At 32.7% G+C, this 19,045-nt stretch carries 17 protein-coding genes; 13 read left to right on the top strand and 4 right to left on the bottom strand.

Annotated features, from left to right (window positions below; genetic code table 11):
- Positions 1-112: 112 nt before the first annotated feature.
- Positions 113-1,180: a YdcF family protein gene (locus F5ESL0246_RS07930; protein WP_122019479.1), complete on the bottom strand. Its 1,068-nt coding sequence runs from the start codon at positions 1,178-1,180 to the stop codon at positions 113-115.
- Positions 1,181-1,358: 178 nt separating this feature from the next.
- On the opposite strand from F5ESL0246_RS07930, the gene F5ESL0246_RS07925 reads away from it, so the two are divergent.
- Positions 1,359-2,039 (top strand): CPBP family intramembrane glutamic endopeptidase, encoded by a 681-nt coding sequence (locus F5ESL0246_RS07925; protein ID WP_233551621.1) that lies wholly within the window; start codon positions 1,359-1,361, stop codon positions 2,037-2,039.
- A 168-nt stretch (positions 2,040-2,207) separates the two neighbouring features.
- On the opposite strand, the gene F5ESL0246_RS07920 is transcribed toward F5ESL0246_RS07925, so the two are convergent.
- From F5ESL0246_RS07920 to cbpB, 3 genes are all read right to left on the bottom strand, one after another.
- A complete protein-coding gene (locus F5ESL0246_RS07920) occupies positions 2,208-4,079 on the bottom strand; it encodes a heavy metal translocating P-type ATPase (protein ID WP_122019475.1) in 1,872 nt (623 codons plus the stop codon).
- A gap of 138 nt (positions 4,080-4,217) precedes the next feature.
- Complete coding sequence (locus tag F5ESL0246_RS07915) at positions 4,218-4,796, bottom strand: hypothetical protein (RefSeq protein WP_122019471.1); 579 nt, start codon at positions 4,794-4,796, stop codon at positions 4,218-4,220.
- A 260-nt stretch (positions 4,797-5,056) separates the two neighbouring features.
- Entirely contained in the window at positions 5,057-5,527 is a 471-nt protein-coding gene (cbpB, locus tag F5ESL0246_RS07910; protein ID WP_122019468.1) for a cyclic-di-AMP-binding protein CbpB, read from the bottom strand.
- A 997-nt stretch (positions 5,528-6,524) separates the two neighbouring features.
- On the opposite strand from cbpB, the gene F5ESL0246_RS07900 reads away from it, so the two are divergent.
- The 12 genes from F5ESL0246_RS07900 (at position 6,525) to F5ESL0246_RS07845 (ending at position 18,823) form a co-directional block, all read left to right on the top strand.
- Positions 6,525-6,677: a teichoic acid D-Ala incorporation-associated protein DltX gene (locus F5ESL0246_RS07900; protein WP_122019459.1), complete on the top strand. Its 153-nt coding sequence runs from the start codon at positions 6,525-6,527 to the stop codon at positions 6,675-6,677.
- 13 nt (positions 6,678-6,690) lie between these two features.
- Positions 6,691-8,205, top strand: coding sequence for a D-alanine--poly(phosphoribitol) ligase subunit DltA (gene dltA / locus F5ESL0246_RS07895; RefSeq protein WP_122019456.1), 1,515 nt, complete (start codon positions 6,691-6,693; stop codon positions 8,203-8,205).
- A complete protein-coding gene (gene dltB, locus F5ESL0246_RS07890; protein WP_122019453.1) occupies positions 8,205-9,443 on the top strand; it encodes a D-alanyl-lipoteichoic acid biosynthesis protein DltB in 1,239 nt (412 codons plus the stop codon). The genes dltA and dltB overlap by 1 nt, the downstream gene beginning before the upstream one ends.
- A 35-nt stretch (positions 9,444-9,478) precedes the next feature.
- Positions 9,479-9,718: a D-alanine--poly(phosphoribitol) ligase subunit DltC gene (dltC, locus tag F5ESL0246_RS07885; protein ID WP_122019450.1), complete on the top strand. Its 240-nt coding sequence runs from the start codon at positions 9,479-9,481 to the stop codon at positions 9,716-9,718.
- A complete protein-coding gene (gene dltD, locus F5ESL0246_RS07880; RefSeq protein WP_122019446.1) occupies positions 9,711-11,018 on the top strand; it encodes a D-alanyl-lipoteichoic acid biosynthesis protein DltD in 1,308 nt (435 codons plus the stop codon). The genes dltC and dltD overlap by 8 nt, the downstream gene beginning before the upstream one ends.
- Entirely contained in the window at positions 11,018-11,974 is a 957-nt protein-coding gene (locus F5ESL0246_RS07875) for a serine hydrolase (protein WP_122019443.1), read from the top strand. The genes dltD and F5ESL0246_RS07875 overlap by 1 nt, the downstream gene beginning before the upstream one ends.
- Before the next feature lie 232 nt (positions 11,975-12,206).
- Positions 12,207-12,884, top strand: coding sequence for a DUF975 family protein (locus F5ESL0246_RS07870; RefSeq protein ID WP_122019439.1), 678 nt, complete (start codon positions 12,207-12,209; stop codon positions 12,882-12,884).
- Positions 12,885-13,265: 381 nt separating this feature from the next.
- Positions 13,266-14,510, top strand: coding sequence for an arginine deiminase (arcA, locus tag F5ESL0246_RS07865; RefSeq protein WP_122019434.1), 1,245 nt, complete (start codon positions 13,266-13,268; stop codon positions 14,508-14,510).
- Between the two features lie 32 nt (positions 14,511-14,542).
- Positions 14,543-15,589 carry an ornithine carbamoyltransferase gene (gene argF, locus F5ESL0246_RS07860; protein ID WP_122019431.1) on the top strand — a complete coding sequence of 349 codons (1,047 nt, stop codon included), beginning with the start codon at positions 14,543-14,545 and terminating at the stop codon, positions 15,587-15,589.
- A gap of 2 nt (positions 15,590-15,591) precedes the next feature.
- Positions 15,592-17,025, top strand: a complete 1,434-nt coding sequence (arcD, locus tag F5ESL0246_RS07855) for an arginine-ornithine antiporter (RefSeq protein WP_122019426.1) — start codon at positions 15,592-15,594, stop codon at positions 17,023-17,025.
- A gap of 23 nt (positions 17,026-17,048) precedes the next feature.
- Positions 17,049-17,990: a carbamate kinase gene (arcC, locus tag F5ESL0246_RS07850; RefSeq protein WP_122019423.1), complete on the top strand. Its 942-nt coding sequence runs from the start codon at positions 17,049-17,051 to the stop codon at positions 17,988-17,990.
- A gap of 110 nt (positions 17,991-18,100) precedes the next feature.
- Positions 18,101-18,823: a CdaR family transcriptional regulator gene (locus tag F5ESL0246_RS07845; RefSeq protein WP_122019420.1), complete on the top strand. Its 723-nt coding sequence runs from the start codon at positions 18,101-18,103 to the stop codon at positions 18,821-18,823.
- Positions 18,824-19,045: the final 222 nt, after the last annotated feature.

Genomic DNA, 19,045 nt, shown 5'->3' with positions numbered 1-19,045 from the left:
AAATTATTAGTAAGTTATAGATTAATAGACACTAGTTTAACATTTCTAAAAATTAAAGCCCACTTAAACTATAAATTAAAATTACTTTTTAGTAAGTGAGTTCAATTTATATCTACCATATAAGGTTGATCACTGTTGCTAAAGTGAAAAAAAGCAGTATTGCAATAGTTATAATTAAATGACGTTTTTTATTAATTAGTAAGACTCCTACAAATTCCCTCATAATTGCGTTTGGTAAAAAGTAAAATCTAGTATAACAACCAATTCCATTAGCGTTTAATCCGGCTGCTTTAGCAATAAGCGAAGCACGAAAAATATGGTAGTTGTTACTGAAAAATTTTGCTCGATATTTTGAGCTTCCAAAGTCTTGAAAAGCAAGGCTAGACGAAAAAAGCATATTTTGGTAAGTATTTTTAGACCTACTTTCACATAAGATAAGATTCGGATTAATACCTTGGTCAATTGCGTATTCAGCCATTGCTTGGGCTTCGGAAATATCTTCATCATTACCCTTTCCGCCTGACATGATGAATTTAGGTGCTTTGTTTCCTTTTTTTATTTGCTTATCAGCATATTGAATAGCACAATTAATGCGAGTTGCCAACAGGGGAGTTACTTTTTTGCCATTAGACAAGCCAGAACCTAAAACTATTAAATAGTCTTGATTATATTGTCGGGGAACAAACTGATATAATAAAAGATTAATGAGAAAGTTATAGGCCACAAGAACTAAATAAATAATAATACCCGCTGGTGCTAGGGAAAGGAACTTAATCCAAGAGGGTAGTTGCCTAAACGGACCAATGATTAGTATCCACGAAATCAAGATGGCAAACCCAAGAAAAAGTGTTAGTAGATTACCAATTGTATGACTTTCATGGTGCCAAACGATATATGCATTCCAGAGAAAAAAGATCCAAGAAAAAGCAAGTAACAATACGAATAGACTAATAACTAAACCTATTAAAATTTTATAAGTTAAAATCAAAAAATGAGAATTGGTTATCAGAATTAAAGCAGATAACCAAACAATTGCTAAAAAAAGGAAAAAGGTAAAGAAAATACCATTAATTAATCGACGTGGTTCAATTAGCCAAAAGGTTAAAAAAAGAACAAACGATATAAATACAATTATTGAAAGCCAGCTGAACGACTTTGCCTGACTAAAAAAACTAACCATAATTATTACCTTATAATAAATATATCAATATCATAATTGAATTGCCCAAGATTTAGTGATTGTTATCAATTTTGAAAAAATGTTTCGAACTTTTTAAAACGTGACAATTACTGTCAAAAGTTAAAGGATGATATACTTGATAAGCAAGCAAAATCAAATTTTAAGAATAGGATGTTAGATGATGAAAAAAGCAATTTATTTCCTGGGGAATATTATTATCATGATTGTATCTTTTCTTTTATACTCCTTCGTTCAGCCACTGTATTTTTATCCTCAGAAAGTTATGCAGAAATATCATCTTGATGTAAATGTATATATGATAACCGTAGTGACAATTACCGTCTTGGTATTATCTCTATTATTTTATCTTTATCGTGGCCAATTGAGAAGGAAAAATGTTTGGAAATATAATGCAAGTCCACATTGGGACATGCACCGTTTGCTAGTTGCATGTCTTGGTTTTATTTTACTAATTTGCGTAAGCATAGGGATACCTATCTTACTGGGTATTAACGGACATACGACTTCAGCCAATCAAATGCAGCTAAATGAAATTTCGCAAAAAGCAGGTGTTTACTTTAGACCGATGGTAGTTATAGTTGCACCGCTTTTTGAGGAAACTATTTTTCGTGGCATGCTATTTAATACCTTTTTTGGGAATAAAAGTATTTTAAATAAATGGTTAGGAATTATTGTGAGTGGCTTTGTTTTTGGCTATGCTCATAACCCCGCCTTTACCAAGTTTCTTTTCGTATATTGGGCATTAGGAAGCATATTAGCATGGGTATATGTGAAGACTAAGGACTTGCGCTATTCAATAATGGCTCATATTTTATATAATTTTTTGGGTTTTATTTGATAAATACCTAACAATTTTATTATAAATGATTATTTTGGTTATAAAGCCAAAAATATGTAAGTAAATTAACACTTTAATTAACAAAATAAAGGGAGTCAAAAAGTTAGACAACTTTTTGACTCCCTTTAAGGATTATTAGCTATTTTAGATATATTTTTTATTTAGCAATTATTTACTTGGTAAAATTCCTGTTTCTGCCATGGTTTTGGGTTTTGTTTTAGCAAGTAAGGCTAAACTAATTGAAATCATATCAACAATTTCTTGTAAAATAGCTCCCCAAAAGGCTGGAATAACTCCTGTGAATGCAATTAATTCAATAATAACAACTATTGTAATAGCAGTTAAAACGTCGATATTTGCTACTTTCATAGTATGTTTGGCAATCGCTACAGCATCATTAATTTTAGACAGGTCATTTACCATAATGATGGCATCAGCACTTTCACTGGCCGCTGAGGCTCCCTTAGCTCCCATTGCAATTCCTACATCTGCAGCTGATAAGCTTGGTGCGTCATTGATTCCATCTCCTGTCATTACAACTGGTCGCTGGTCTGTTGGCACGTTTTTAATAGCTTCAATTTTTTGTGCTGGTAATAAGTTATAACGAATATCATTAACGCCAACATCTTGACCAATTTTGGTGGCAACATCTTTGTGATCACCGGTTAGCATCATAATATGTGCATTACTCTGCCTTTTTAGTCGAGCAACTGTTTCGGCACTTTCTGGTCGAACTTGATCTTTAAAGGTAATATAGCCAGCGTACTTGTCATCAATTGAAATGTAAATAGCGGTTGAATTAACTGCTTGAATAGATTTATCAGGTTCAATGAAACTAAGTTTTCCAACCTTGACGGTATGTCCTGCAACTTTTCCGCTGATTCCTTGGCTAGTCGTTTCCTGAATATCGGTAGCAGGTTGCAGTAAGCTTTTATCAGTAGCATCAACTAATGAATTAGCGATGATATGTGTTGATTGCTGTTCAACGCTCGTCGCATAGCTTTGAATAGTTTCTTTACTATAATTACTTCCATTATCAGCAGGAACAATTTCATCGATAACTAATTGATTTTCAGTGAGTGTTCCAGTTTTATCAAAGGCAAATGTTTTTGCAGTTGCAAGTTTTTCGATTGTTGGTCCAGACTTAACAATAATGTGATTTTTAGACATTGAACTCATTCCAGAGACAATGGCAACTGGAGCCGCAATTAATAGAGGGCAGGGTGATGCGACAACCATTACTTCGGCAAAATTAACTGGATTTCCTGAATGAATCCAAGCAGCAATTCCGATCGTTAAAGAAATAATTGTAAAAGGTACAGCGTAACGATCTGCCATTTTAACAAATTTTGCTGGTTGTGACTGAGAAGATTTAACTAGTGAAACAATAGTTTGATATTCCGAATCGCTGGCTTTTTTATTAACAACCATTTCCACAGCAACACTACCATTAATTGAGCCAGACATTAATTCATCGCCAATTTTTTTATTAACCGGAATAGATTCACCAGTAAGTGATGATTGATCAAAGCTGGATTCGCCATTAACGACATAGCCATCGACAGGAACTTGTTCACCAGGTTTGATTAAAACATGATCATTGACCTGAAGTTGATCAACAGCAACTGAAATCAATTTATTATTTACAATTTTATTAGCGATTGTAGGAGAATTACTTAATAAGGACCGTAGTTCTTTATCAGCTTGACCAGTTGCATAGTCTTCTAAAGTTTGACCACCAGTCATCATGATGAGAATCATCCATTCAGCCCAGTAATCACCAATTAAAATTGTTGAAACGACAGCAATGATAGCTAAAATATCAACACCATATCGACCAGATTTAAAGTCACTCAAAATTTCATTAAATAACGAAATAGACATCATAATTCCCACCAGATCAATTAAGATTGTTTGAATTGGAAATTGTAATTTGCCAATTTCAAATAAGCTACTAGGATGAATGCCGAATTGACAAATGAGTCCAAAAATACCGATAACTAGTACAAGAATAAATTTCCACTGCTGTTTTAAATTCATAAATTATTTTGCCTCCTACAAACTGATTTATATATTTTAAATTCTATCACTAAATATTGCGATTTAATTAGAATAAGTCTAAATTATTAATATATAGCCTGCACTTTTCAATAAAAAAATGCAACAAAAAAAGAAAGCTTAGCTTTCTTTCATTGAATAATCTTTTAATTTGATAATCTTATTTTGTCTCGTATTCTTTTTTTTATTTATGTGTGAGTAACCATTTTTTTTATTTTTAAATTGATGTGCATTCTTAGATGGGTTAATTTGTAAAATTTTAGAGCGTTCAAGTGAATCAAGGACATCAGAAGAAGACATGGTGATAAAGTTATCATTATCTCCATAATCATTTGTTTCCGTAAAATAATAATTAATTTTATTAATACTTTTAGCTGAAAATTGCTCATTGTGCGCAAGATTAATCAGTAAGGTATGTAATTGTGTAGCAGAAACCAATTCATGTTGTAATATTTCAAAAATCCAAGACAAATTATTGTTCACTGTCTTAAGCTGTTTATCAACTTTATCTTTGTAAAAAGCATCAGTAATCACTACTGTTTCATTTAAGTTATTTGTATCACGATCGATGCTCTTAAGTTGGTTAACTAATTTTTGTTTTTCTTTTAAAGATAGTTCTTGGCTATTTGGGTATGTCCAATTTTTAATAATAGCATCAACTAAAACTGTTAATTGCTTAGAGAGTGTTTCATTCATCATTTTAGTATCTTTCTATAAGCACTAAATGTTTAAATTCATACAATTATAGTTTACATGGATTTAAACTTATAATTATTATGTTATTCTATCTGTATTTTATATATTTAAGCTTGATAAGTTTAAGCATCATACTCGTTAACAAGCATATAACTTAGTAATTACCTTTAAAAATACACCTTAATTATAATACGTTTTAATTAAAAGTACATGCTATTATAAGAAAAAATAATAGTTAAATAAGAAGATATTAGTTGCACTTGTTATTTTATTTGTGATAATTTATATTTTTTATTTAAGTTATGAGCAATATAATTAAATGCTTTTATCCATTCACGTCTAGTTAGTAATCCTTGAAAAACGCCATAATCATCGACAACAGGGAGAAATGCATTGTCAACTAATAGATGCAGTTGTGTTTCTAGTGTTGTTTTGGAAAAATTAACTTTATCAAATTTTGTTTGCATAACATCATGAACTTTTAAATTATTTAATGGTGCTAGAGAAATTTTATTTGTTTCCATCATTTCAGTGGTAATCATTGATAAACTTAATAAACCAACAATTCGATTTTGACGGTCAAGTACGGGGATTTTTGAATATTTAACACGGGTCAAAATTAAGAAAGCGTGATATAGCGGGTTGTCATCTTCGACAAAAGCAATTCGGGATGCGGGAATGATAAAGGTGCCTGATTTTTCTTCAAGCATCTGCTTAATTGCGGGTGAAAACATTTAAATACAGTACCTTTCATTGAAATAATTTTACATCTTGCTAGCAAAATACAGGAAAAGGCTCGCAAAATATGCGAGCCTGTTAGTTTTCATCTACTTTGAAGGAGTAAGAATGAATGAAATAAAAAAGTGGGAGTATGTAGTAAGTAGTTAACTGCTTACTACAATATTAATCATATGCTTTAAATATAAAATAAAGGTACAATTTGTCTTATAAATTAGTAAAGCTTTTCTTTAGAACTGTTAAAGAAATAGAAAAACCCACGCAACACACGTGGGTCGAAAGGGATAGATATGAAAATGACCAATAAGTCATTTAAGTTTTTCATTATATTATTCTCGGAGGAGTATGAATGAAAAACAAAAGTTGAGTGTAATATGGTGAAGTTTTAATGTTTTAACCATATCGCTTTTTTATTTTATACGGTAAATGTGAAAAAAGTGTGACGAAATCACAAATACCTACCTCAACATTGCTAAAATTGTTTATTAAAGAACACATTGTTATAATTAGGAATGTTGGACAAAAGATTGTACTTTAAAGTGAAAGGAGAACAAATGGATAAACAGATTTATCGAAAGAAAATAACCTTTTGGTTACGCTTTTCTGGGTGGCTTTGCCTACTGCCTGCATCTCTTTGGCTTTGGCTATATCAGGTTCTTACACCGTCAAATTATACAGGCTTAGCCATATGTGAATTGGTAATAATTATCTTATTTGCGGCTTTTATTTTAACAACCGCGAATAGTGAGTATTGGCTAAAAACTAAAAATCTTTTTGGACTATTACTAATTACTCTTCTATTTGTCTCATTTTTAATTTTTATTCCTCTTTGCTTTGCCTATAATGATTGCCGAATATTGAATAATAGATGATGATAGGGAAATTTTAAATTTAGTAAAAGATTAAGCAAACAGCTTTGTCTAGATAGATACAGTAGTACTATATTTAATAGTATATTTTATGTGTTTGATGTTAAGAAAGATATGAAGATATATGGTAAAAAAAGAAAAATCTGATTCCCGAAGTAAGCAAGTTGGGAAATTTGCTCTAACAACACTTGTTTATTGTGTTATTTTAATAGCATTAATTTATTTGTATCAATATAGCGGCCTAACTTCGGTTCACTTTATTTATAACGAATTTTAAGGTGGTATACAGAATGATTAAAGATGTAATTCGAAAAATTGATGAAGTTGCTTTAGCTGAGCCGGATCGGATAGCTTATGATTATCTAGGACAGACTAATACATATGCTGATCTCAAGCAACGCTCTGATGCTTGGGCACATAAAATTGCTACTTTACCAATTGCTCCTAAAAGTCCAATTATGATTTGGGGTGGTCAAGACTTTGAAATGATCGCTAGCTTTCTGGGATGTGTCAAAGCAGGGCATGCATATATCCCGATTGCCAGCTATTCTAATGCTGAAAGAATTATAATGATTCAAGATGTTGCCAAAGCTGAAGCAATTTTAGCGATTGATGAACTTCCCGCAGTAGATTTATCTTCAATGCAGGTGATAAAGTCTAGTCAGGTTGAAAACGGCAATTTTACGATTGATCCTGGTAATTTTGTTTCAGGTGATGATAACTTTTACATTATTTTCACTTCAGGAACAAGTGGCAAACCTAAGGGTGTTCAAATCAGTCATGAGAATTTACTTAGTTTTATTAATTGGGAGATGAGTGATTTTGATTTGCCAGATCATCCTAGTTTCCTTTCACAGGCACCGTATTCATTTGATTTATCAGTCATGAGCCTTTATCCGGCACTGGTTGGTGCAGGTAAGTTAGTTGTCTTACCACATGATGTAACAGAAAATTTCGCACAATTATTTGTGACAATGCCACAGCTTCATTTCAACATCTGGGTTTCAACACCATCTTTTGCACAGATGTGTTTTTTGGATAAAACATTTGATGGCAAGCACCATCCAGAGTTAACTCATTTTCTATTTTGTGGTGAGGAGTTACCTCATACGGAAGCAGCAATGTTGAAGAAAAAATTTCCTAAGGCACGTATTTTTAACACATATGGTCCTACAGAAACAACAGTTGCGGTTACTCAAGTTGAGATTACCGATGAAATTTTGGATAAATATGATCGTTTACCAATTGGTCGGGTTAAAGAAGATACAAAAATTATAATTGATAAGACCAAAGGTGATCAGCCTAATGAGGGTGAAATTATCATTTCTGGACCGAGTACGTCTAAGGGATATATGAATAATCTCGAAAAAACAGCTAAGGCTTTTTTCAAAAATTCTAATGATGAATATATGAGCCATCGTTCTGGAGATGAGGGATTCTTTGATCAAGATTTACTTTTTTATCGTGGTCGAATTGACTTTCAAATTAAATTTAATGGTTATCGAATAGAACTTGAGGAAATAAATCATTACATTGGTAAAAGTAAGCTAGTTGCCCATGGTGTAGCTGCTCCTAAATACAGTAAAGACCACACCGTTAAACAAATCGTAGCAGAAATCGAACTAAAAGAAGGTGTGAAGGAACAATATTCTGAAGAAGAAATCACTAAAAGAATTCGTGCCGATTTGGCAAAAAATTTGATGCCGTACATGATTCCTCAACGCTATGTTTATCGAGAAAAATTGCCAGTTTCCCAAAATGGTAAAGTTGATATTAAAGCGGTGATTAAGGAGGTCAACGAGTAGTGAATTTTAACTTCATAAACTTGCAGCCTTACGGAAATCCACAATACTTTATCTATTTAATGATAGGATTAATTCCAATAATTTTGGGTTTGTATTACGGTCATCGGTTGAAGATCTATGAAGCAGCTTTTTCGCTTGTGTTCCTGTTTCTTATCTTTGATGGAGATAAATGGCAACAAGGGGTAAGTTTAATTATTTATTTGTTGTTTCAGTTGTTTGTTACTTATAGTTATCTTTATTATCGAAAAAATGGTAAGAATAGAACGTGGATCTTTTATTTAGCTGTAATTTTAGCAATGCTTCCGCTAGTGCTCGTGAAAGTACAAACAGCTTTTCCAAAGGCTAAAATCCCAGGGGTGCTTGCATTTTTAGGGATTTCATATATTACCTTTAAAACAGTCCAGATAATCATGGAAGTGCGGGATGGCGCAATTAAAGAACTGAACTTAGGGACCTATTTACGTTTCTTATTGTTCTTTCCCACAATCTCATCAGGACCAATTGATCGTTACAGAAGATTTGCCAAAGAGTGTGATCTTGCTCCAAAACGTGATCAATATCTTACTGACTTGACTCTAGCGACACGCTATTTATTTCAAGGTTTTCTGTATAAGTTTATTTTGGGATGGTTTTTTGGAACATATTGGTTACCGAGAATTTCTAAACTAGCGTTAATTGTAGGAACGGCTAATGGAGGGTTGAAATTATCTTGGTGGCTAGTTGCTTATATGTATTGCTATAGCATGTATTTATTCTTTGATTTTGCAGGTTATTCATTATTTGCAGTGTCAATTTCATATTTCATGGGCATTCATACACCGGTAAACTTTAATAAACCGTTTATTTCGCAAAATATTAAAGAATTCTGGAATCGTTGGCATATGACGCTGTCTTTTTGGTTCCGTGACTACATTTACATGCGTTTTACTTTCTTTGCCATGAAGAAAAAATTGATTAAAAATCCGATTAGGTTATCACAAGTGTCGTATCTGCTACTATTTTTAGTAATGGGTTTTTGGCACGGATTAACTTGGTATTATATTGTTTATGGACTATTTCATGCAATCGCGATTATTATTAATGATTACTGGATTAGGTTTAAGAAAAAGCATAAGGATCAAATACCATCAAATAAATTTACCAAATGGTTTGCAATTTTTGTAACTTTTAATATTGTTTGTTTTAGTTTTTTGATTTTTTCAGGCTTTTTGAGCCAATTATGGTTTGGCTGGAAGTAAAGAAAAATTTTAGTTATTAGTTAGAGGTATAAATAATGGATACAAGAAAAGAAGTTTTAGCTGTTTTACAAGACTTAACTGGTGAAGATTTAACCGATCGAATGGATGAGAATATTTTTGATAATGGGTTAATGGATTCAATGGCAAGCGTTCAGATGTTGTTAAATTTACAGGAAAAGTTTGATATTGATGTACCGGTTTCCGAATTTGACAGAAGCGAATGGGATACTCCAAACAAAATCGTTACAAAGGTGGAAAGTTTAGAAAATGAATAATAAACGCCGGCTGTGGCAAATTTTTGGCCCAGTTCTTTGCGCTTTTATCTTATTACTGGTTATTTTTCTGTTACCTTGGGAACGAACCTTTTCTAAGGATGCTATATACCAAGCTGCTAACTCGCAAACTACAACTATTTTTAAAGGTTCACGAATGAAGCAGAATGCTTTCGATGATAGCTATGTGCCGTTTTATGGCTCAAGTGAGTTGTCAAGGCTTGACCCTTTGCATCCAAGTGTATTAGCAGAAAAATATCATCGTAATTATCGACCATTTTTGTTAGGTGGTCCAGGTAGCCAATCTTTAGCGCAGTTTTTAGGTATGCAGGGTACTGCCAAGCAGTTAAAGAATAAAAAGGCAGTTGTAATTATTTCTCCGCAATGGTTTACTAAAAATGGTCAAAATCCAGATGCATTTGCGTTATATTATTCACCATTGCAAGCTTGTAATTTTCTTTTAGGAATTAAGCAAGATAATTTAACAAATCGTTATGCTGCTAAGCGCTTTCTACAAATGCCAGAGGTAAAGGGTGTAATTAAGTCAGGAATGAAACGAATAGCTAATGGCAAACAGCTAACGGCTACACAACGTTTTATTCTTGAAAACCAGAGAAGAATGCTTAATAACGAAGATAAATTCTTTAGTACATTTCAATTGCGTGATCGAATTAAAAAGATTAATGAACATGCACGTCTCTTGCCAAATACATACTCGGTTGCAGCGCTTAACAAAATAGCCAAGTATCAGGCAGCTATTCATACCAATACTAATGATTTTGGTATTAATAATCGATTCTTTAAGACACGACTAAATAAGAGAACCTTAGTTAAGCTGAAGGGTAGCCAGCGTAATTTCGATTATACTAAATCTGTTGAATACAGTGATTTTGAATTAATGCTACACCAATTTGCTAAACAGCATACTAATGTATTATTTATTATTCCACCAATTAATGAAAAATGGGCAAACTATACGGGTTTATCACAAACAATGTATCAGAAGTCTGTTTCTAAGATTAAGTACCAATTAGCTAGTCAGGGTTTTGATAATATTGAGGATCTATCTAAACGTGGTAGTGAGAAGTACTTTATGGAGGATACAATTCATCTCGGATGGCGTGGATGGGTAGCTGTTGATCAAGCAGTTAAGCCATTTATGGAAGAAAAGAATGTTCCATACAAATATAATTTGCATAATTATTTCTTTTCTAAAAAATGGCAAAATAAACCATACCAAATTAGTGTAACTGATAATACTCCAGTAAATGGTAGTCAAAAAGAATCTTTAAAAGGAAATTAGTGCGCCAGCAAATTGATTCTTTAGGGATCAAAGGCTCAGTTTTAGTTATAAAAAATGGCAAGACTTTGCTTGATTATGCTTTAAATAATGCAACTGACACTAGTTATTTGATTAATTCGGTTCAAAAGTCGATGACAGCAGCGATGCTGATGCGGTTAGTGCAAGCAAGAGAATTAAGTTTGCAAGATCGGCTTAGTAAATTTTATCCTGGAATTCCGGGTGCTCAAAAAATTACGATCAAAAATCTGTTAACAATGACGGCTGGTCTTGATTTAAAACCTGGGGAAAAGTTAGGACAAAAAAAATTTAAATCAGATCAAGATAATATTCAGGCTGATGTTAAAAAAACGGTTTTTGTGCCTAAAATGTTAGGCAAGTGGTACTATAATTCATTAAATTATATTTATTTATGTGGTATCATGACAAAAATTACAAAACAGAGCTATGAACAACTGTTTCGAGATGCTTATGTTGTCCCTCTTGGATTAAGACATACTGAATTTTTATGGTCGAAATCAGATAGAATTGTTGCTACTAAGTTGGTGCCGGGGATGATATATCATAAAGGATATTATGAAACGGTTAAGCATCAAGCAGCAATAAAGGTGGCTCGGAATGAATTAGGTGCTGGATCTATTGTAATGTCAAATCAAGATATTGCTAAGGTAATGCACTATATTCTAGCTGGTAAATTTTTAACAAGTAAAAGTCGTAAATTGCTTTATAAAGTAAGTCCGCCATTGTCTTATAATGGTGGCTTATATAATAATAATCTGTTAAAAACGAAGACTGCTAATGGAGCTGGAGAAGGATACTATACTTTTATGCGTAGTACCAATGATGCAAAAACAATGATAATTATCCAATCGAATAAGACTCAAAATGGCGAGTTTTCTGTGATAAAAAAGCAGATCGATAAAATTATGGTACAATTACTCAACCCTATAGTAAAATGAATAAATCTTGTCTTTTAGTTGATTGCATGCTAGAATTTTGTTGTGCCGTCATAGGAAAATAGATATTTTCTCCGGTAGCGAAAATGTGATTTTCTATTTATGTGGTCAGGTGACGGTACAACACTGTGTGAGCTTAGTTCCGATGTTGGTGGAACTAGGCTTTTTGTATATTCTTTGCAAAATTTTGGCAGTGTACGCTAAAATGATGAGTATAACTCATAAGGAGGTTATTATGAATAGAGCTGAATTAAAAAAACAAGCTAAACAAGAGCTTCGGGGAAATTGGGGATGGGCAACCGTACTTGGCTTGGTAATGTTATTAATTAATGGCGTTCTGTATGGTCAAGATCTTAAAGAATACGCTGTTAGTCTAGTTAGTGGTAATTTTACAACTTGGAGTAAGTCTGCTAGTTCCGTTGCCAGTAGCGGAGGTAAATTTGCATTAAGTTTTATCAGTGGCTTTTTTATGTTAAGTTTGGTAATTACATTTTTAAATTTAACAAGAGGCAGAAAATTCAATCTTGGCAAAGCAATTTTTGCAGTATTTACTGATGGTAGATTCATCCCAGAATTATTAAACTATCTTTTTAACTGTATCTTTACGTATTTATGGACACTATTATTGGTGGTTCCAGGAATTATTAAAGGTTATTCATACGCATTAACACCATATATTGTCAATGATTTGGTCGAAAGTGGTAAAGAAGTAAAAATGACAACGGGTATTACTGAAAGTCGGTACTTGATGTCAGGATATAAATGGCAATTATTTATGCTAGACTTAAGTTTTATTGGTTGGTATATTGTGGCATTTATAACTTTGGGAATTGGTTTAATTTGGGTAGTACCATATGTTCAAACAACTAAAGCAAACTTTTATCGGCAACTAGCTGGTGATCAATTTAGATAAAAAACAAACTAAGCAAAATTTAATCTTACGATTAATTCTGATCTAGCTAAATTAAGACTGTGTTCTGATATTTTATCAGGACATGGTCTTTTTAATTATAGCTTGTCTTACAGTAATGTTATTGAAACTGCAGATTATTGGATAAATTATTATTTAAAATTAATAGACTAATTAGAGGCGAAAGGCCTCTTTTTTATATAAAAATTAAATGAATATAATCAGTAAATAAGTATATTAAATTGATAATCTATTGATCAACTTTTGTTATCTAAATGGATAAAAAAGATTATCTTAGATAATTGCTTTTTGTAATAATAAATATTGTAATTTCATGAGAGCGCTTTTTATAGATATTACAATTGTTGCAAAAGGAGAATAATTATGGAAAATCCAGCAATAAATGTTAATTCAGAAATTGGCAAATTAAAAACTGTATTGTTGAAACGTCCAGGCGCGGAAGTTGAAAATATTACTCCAGATACAATGGAGAACCTTTTATTTGATGATATACCATTTTTAAAAATAGCTCAAAAAGAACATGACTATTTTGCAGAAACACTTAGAAAAAACGGCGTTGAAACCTTGTATATCGATGAACTTGCTGTTGAAACATTATCACAAAGTTCTGAAATTAAGCAGGAGTTTATTAATCGTTATCTTGATGAGCATGGATATGATTCTGGAGTAACATATGATGTTTTACAAGACTATCTAAACAGTTTCGATGTACATGATATGGTAACAAAATTATATAGTGGTGTACGTCGTAATGAAATCGATATGGATTTACGAAATGAAACTTTGCATGATTTAGCGGGTAGTGATGCAAATGATCCTTTTTTACTTGATCCATTGCCTAATGCATATTTCACTAGAGATCCACAAGCTTCAATTGGTTCAGGAATAACAATTAATCACATGACTTTTAAAGCTCGTCAACCAGAGTCATTATTTACAGAATTTGTTATGAAGTATCATCCTCGTTTTGCAGGTCATGTAAATGTATGGAGAGATCGTAATCACAATACTCGAATTGAGGGTGGTGATGAACTAGTTTTAAATAATCATGTTTTAGCTATTGGGGTTTCGCAGAGAACATCATCTAAATCGATTGAAGGTTTAGCAAAAGAACTGTTCTCTAATAGTGATAGTCATTTTGATACTGTTGTTGCTATAGAGATTCCTCATAATCATGCAATGATGCATTTAGATACGGTATTTACAATGGTTAACAAAGACCAATTTACTGTCTTCCCAGGGATTATGGATGAAGCTGGTAAAATGAATATTTTTGTCATGACACCAGGTGAAAACGGCAAAATAAACATGGAACATCATACTGATTTGAGTGAAACCTTAAAGCAAGTATTACATCTTTCAGAGTTAGATTTAATTCTAACTGGAAACGGTGACGATATTGTTGCACCAAGAGAGCAATGGAATGATGGTTCAAACACATTAACTATTGCACCAGGTGAAGTTGTAACTTATAACCGTAACTACGTAAGTAATGAAATTTTACGTGAACATGATATTTTGGTTCACGAAGTTATTTCAAGTGAGTTGTCTAGAGGGCGTGGCGGTCCTCGTTGTATGTCCCAACCACTATGGCGTGAAGATTTATAAAACTAAAGTTTTAATAAAAAAGGAAAAGTAATATGGCTATTAATTCAGTATTTCAAGGTCGTTCATTGTTAGCAGAGAAAGATTTTACCCCAGGTGAAATTCAATATTTAATTGATTTAGGATTACATTTAAAAACTCTACAACAAAATCATATACCGCATCATTATTTAGAGGGTAAAAATATTGCATTGTTATTTGAAAAAACATCAACAAGAACTAGATCTGCTTTTACAACAGCAGCTATTGAACTGGGAGCTCATCCAGAATATTTAGGTGCTAATGATATTCAATTAGGCAAGAAAGAGTCAGTTGAAGATACTGCTATTGTTTTAGGACGAATGTTTGATGGAATTGAATTTAGAGGATTTAAGCAATCTGATGTAGAAGAATTAGCTAAATACTCAGGTGTACCTGTTTGGAATGGGTTAACAGATCAATGGCATCCAACACAAATGATTGCAGATTTCATGACAATTAAAGAAAATTTTGGTCATTTACATGGCTTGACTCTAGCTTTTGTTGGTGATGGACGTAACAATATGGCTAATTCATTATTAGTTACAGGAGCTATGTTAGGAGTAAATATTCGTATAGTTGCTCCTGAAGAATTACATCCTTCTCAAAAAGTTGTAGATTTGGCTAATAAATTTGCTGCGGAATCAGGAGCAGAATTGCTAGTTACAGCAGATATTGATGAAGGCGTAAAGAAAGCTAATGTTATCTACACTGATGTTTGGGTTTCAATGGGAGAGTCAGATTGGGAGAATAGAGTTAAATTATTAAAACCATATCAGGTTAATATGGAAATGATGAAAAAGACTGGTACAAGTAAAGAGGAGTTAATTTTTATGCACTGTCTGCCAGCATTTCATGATACTAATACTGAATATGGTAAGGAAGTTGAAGAAAATTACGGGATTACTGAAATGGAAGTAACTGACGAAGTTTTCCGTAGTGAATATGCACGTCAATGGGATGAAGCTGAGAATCGTAAGCACTCCATTAAGGCAATAATGGCTGCCACTTTAGGCAACATGTTTATTCCATCTGTACCAGAATTGGAAAAGGCAGGAAAATAATTATGTCTGATACTAAGGAGAATGGAATTGCTCTACCTGCCTTAGTTGCTTTAGTTGTTAGTTCGGCAATTGGTTCAGGTATCTTTGATTTGCCTTCAACTTTAGCTCAATCTGCTACGCCTGGTGCAGCTTTGGTAGCATGGGCAATTACGGGTGTAGGTATTTTAATGCTAGCTTTGTGCTTAAATAGTTTGGTTTTAAATAAGCCTGAATTAACTGGAGTGTCAGACTACGCTAGAGCAGGTTTTGGTGATTTCGCTGGATTTATTTCTGGTTGGGGCTACTGGCTATCTTCATGGCTAGGAAATGTTGCTTTTGCAACGATGTTAATGTCATCTTTAGGATATTTTTTTCCACCACTAAAATCTGGCAATAGTCTAAGTGCAATTATTGTGGCTTCAATTATTTCTTGGGCACTGACAATTTTAGTTACACGTGGGATTGAATCAGCAGCGATTATTAATGCAATTGTGACAGTCACTAAAATGATCCCGATCTTTGCATTTGTAGTAATTGCAATTATTAGTTTTAAAATGGGAGTATTTACAAATCATTTTTGGGCTAATATGTCTTCTAATTTTAATGGAAGTGTGACGTATTCTTCGGCGACTGCTACAGGCATATTTACCCAAATTAAAGGTTGCATCATGGTAATGATGTGGGTGTTTGTAGGTATCGAAGGTGCGACAACAATGGCTGCACGTGCTAAGAAAAAGTCGGATGCAGGTAGAGCGACTATTATTGGATTGTTTTCTCTTCTAACTATTTATGTTGTTGTGTCTATTTTACCTTACGGCTATTTACCACTATCTAAGTTACAAACCATGCGTCACCCTGTTTTACTTTATTTATTTAAGGAAATGACTGGACCGATAGGAGGAGCATTTATTGCTATAGGTTTAATTATATCGATTTTAGGTGCCTGGTTATCATGGACAATGTTACCAGTTGAGGCTACATCATTAATGGCAGAACAAGGTCTTCTTCCTAAATGGTTTGGCAAATTAAATAAGCATCGCTCTCCAGCTAATTCTTTATGGTTAACAGAAATTTTAATTCAATTATTTTTAATTACACTATTGTTTACAGATCAGGCATATAATTTCGCATATTCTTTATGTACATCTTCAATTGCCGTTTGTTACGCCTTGGTTGGTGCATATCAATTAAAATTAGGGTTACAAAATAGAAACTCTCATATGATTCTACCAGGGTTTATAGCTTTGGCTTTTGAAGTAATAGGAATGATTTTTGCTGGTTTACAGTATTTGTGGCTGTGTACGATTGCTTATTTAATTGGTTTTGTTTTGTACTATCGTGCAAGAAAAGAAAATGGTCAATCTATAAGTAACGTTGAATGGATATTAATGATTATTATTGGCCTTTTGGCAGTAGCAGCAATAGTTGCGTTGATAATGGGTAAATTGAAAGCATAATGAAATATTAGGAAGTATAAAATATGAAAAAAATTGTTGTTGCATTAGGTGGTAATGCAATTTTAACAGATGATCCATCCGCACAAGCTCAACAAGCAGCGCTAATGAAGACAGCTGATTTTTTAACAGATTTCATTGCTCAGGGTGATATTCAATTAGTTATTACTCATGGCAATGGACCACAGGTTGGTAATTTATTATTGCAAGAGCTTGATGGTAGTTCAGATAGTAATCCAGCTATGCCATTAGACACAGTAGGTGCGATGACTCAAGGTGAGATTGGCTTGTGGTTAGCTAATGCATTAAATATGAGCTCATCGCATCGACATCTGCCAATAAATGTGTCTACTGTTTTAACTAGAGCTGTAGTTGATGAGCAAGATAGTGCATTTAATAATCCATCTAAACCGATCGGCCCGTTCTACACCAAGGATGAAGTAGATACTATTAAAGAAGAACACCCAGATTGGGAAATAGTAGAAGATGCAGGGCGTGGATTTAGAAGAGTTGTACCATCTCCCAAGCCAGTTAGTATTCTTGAAGCCGACTCAATTAAACTATTAGTTGAAAATAATACAACACTAATTGCTAGTGGAGGCGGGGGAGTACCTGTTGTTAAACATGATAATAAAATCAGTGGAATTGAAGCTGTAATTGATAAAGACTTTTCAGCTGCTAAGTTAGCGGAGTTAGTAGATGCTGATGAATTGATAATTTTAACGGCTGTAAAGTATGTAACTTTAAACTATCAAAAACCTAATCAAACAGATTTACATGAAGTTAAAGTATCACAAATGAAACAATATTTAACAGATAATCAATTTGCAAGTGGATCAATGAAGCCAAAAGTAGAAGCAGCAGTTTCATTTGTTGAAAAAACAAATCGTAAAGCAGTGATTACATCTCTTGATAATGTTGGATCATATTTAAATAATAATGATGGTACTATAATTATTCCAGATTAGATTAAGATTATATCAGCATAAAAATAAAGTCTATTTAAGTTATTTAATTGCCTATTTGTAAATAGTAAATTATATTATGAAAATTCGTTATACAATAGGAGAAAGTAAATATGCTTGAAAAATTTATGCATGAGTGGTTATACGTTTCAGATTATGATGTACCTGTTGCAAACAATGGTTTTAGCGGGCGAGCAAAAATTAATGGCGTAGATCTGGAACAGAAATATATTGCGCTGGTAGCCACATCTAATTATAACAATTTGCCTGAATGGCGTTTAGCATTTAATTTGGATAAAAATAAACGAGTTTATGTTATGAAACCACAACACAAATCTGACTTTTTAGCAATTTTGCCCAAAAAAGTTTATGTTGGTATAGGGAAACATCATTTTGATTTATCGGGAAGTATTAAGGAAGCCTTATTTTCATTAATGCTAACTAATAAATTTGATTCTATTGTTCATTACGATGAAATCGCTAATATGTATATTATTGCACATTCAACATTAGATTATCCGTTATTACGTAAGCGATTAAGTCAAATTGATGAGGATACACAATTAACTTTATGGTTGTATGCAAAGAATCAGGTGTCAATTTCATCGCTTGCACAAATGTTAATGGTGCATCCCAAAACAGTTGAGTATCGCTTGCAAAAAATTAAGTCTTTAACTGGATTTGATCCACGTAAGGGAATAGATCTAATACCTTTAGTGGTTTCCTATATAAAAGAAAAAACTGAAAATATACATATACTCGAAACTGAATTGCAAAGTTTTTCTAATGAAATGTTACCTAGAGATAAAACAATCTCTGTGAGTACTAATAATTAAGTTATTTTAACTATAATCTAAAACTCCTTAAATAATATAATCAAGTGTTCGGAAAAACTAGTTTCTGAAACCTAAAAATAGATCAAGTATTCCTTTGATCTGAACCCCGAAATTAAGACAAATTAATTTCGAGGTTTTTATTATGTCTAAATTATCTAAGCAAGACAAAATTGATATCTATAATCTATGGAAAAACTATCAGGTTGGTTCTGGAGAATTAAG

The organism is Lactobacillus sp. ESL0246 (genome assembly GCF_003692965.1).
Taxonomy (GTDB): domain Bacteria; phylum Bacillota; class Bacilli; order Lactobacillales; family Lactobacillaceae; genus Lactobacillus.
The sequence above is the reverse complement of the archived record's forward strand: the minus strand, read 5'-3'. Positions and strand labels throughout refer to the sequence as shown.

Bases quoted from the DNA above. Each gene is read 5' to 3' on its own strand.
- F5ESL0246_RS07870 (WP_122019439.1), top strand. From the start codon at position 12,207: ATGAATAGAGCTGAATTAAAAAAACAAGCTAAACAAGAGCTTCGGGGA.
- F5ESL0246_RS07900 (WP_122019459.1), top strand. From the start codon at position 6,525: ATGGTAAAAAAAGAAAAATCTGATTCCCGAAGTAAGCAAGTTGGGAAA.
- arcA (WP_122019434.1), top strand. From the start codon at position 13,266: ATGGAAAATCCAGCAATAAATGTTAATTCAGAAATTGGCAAATTAAAA.
- dltC (WP_122019450.1), top strand. From the start codon at position 9,479: ATGGATACAAGAAAAGAAGTTTTAGCTGTTTTACAAGACTTAACTGGT.
- arcD (WP_122019426.1), top strand. From the start codon at position 15,592: ATGTCTGATACTAAGGAGAATGGAATTGCTCTACCTGCCTTAGTTGCT.
- dltD (WP_122019446.1), top strand. From the start codon at position 9,711: ATGAATAATAAACGCCGGCTGTGGCAAATTTTTGGCCCAGTTCTTTGC.
- cbpB (WP_122019468.1), bottom strand. From the start codon at position 5,527: ATGTTTTCACCCGCAATTAAGCAGATGCTTGAAGAAAAATCAGGCACC.
- F5ESL0246_RS07920 (WP_122019475.1), bottom strand. From the start codon at position 4,079: ATGAATTTAAAACAGCAGTGGAAATTTATTCTTGTACTAGTTATCGGT.
- argF (WP_122019431.1), top strand. From the start codon at position 14,543: ATGGCTATTAATTCAGTATTTCAAGGTCGTTCATTGTTAGCAGAGAAA.
- F5ESL0246_RS07915 (WP_122019471.1), bottom strand. From the start codon at position 4,796: ATGATGAATGAAACACTCTCTAAGCAATTAACAGTTTTAGTTGATGCT.
- F5ESL0246_RS07845 (WP_122019420.1), top strand. From the start codon at position 18,101: ATGCTTGAAAAATTTATGCATGAGTGGTTATACGTTTCAGATTATGAT.
- arcC (WP_122019423.1), top strand. From the start codon at position 17,049: ATGAAAAAAATTGTTGTTGCATTAGGTGGTAATGCAATTTTAACAGAT.
- dltA (WP_122019456.1), top strand. From the start codon at position 6,691: ATGATTAAAGATGTAATTCGAAAAATTGATGAAGTTGCTTTAGCTGAG.
- F5ESL0246_RS07925 (WP_233551621.1), top strand. From the start codon at position 1,359: ATGATGAAAAAAGCAATTTATTTCCTGGGGAATATTATTATCATGATT.
- F5ESL0246_RS07930 (WP_122019479.1), bottom strand. From the start codon at position 1,180: ATGGTTAGTTTTTTTAGTCAGGCAAAGTCGTTCAGCTGGCTTTCAATA.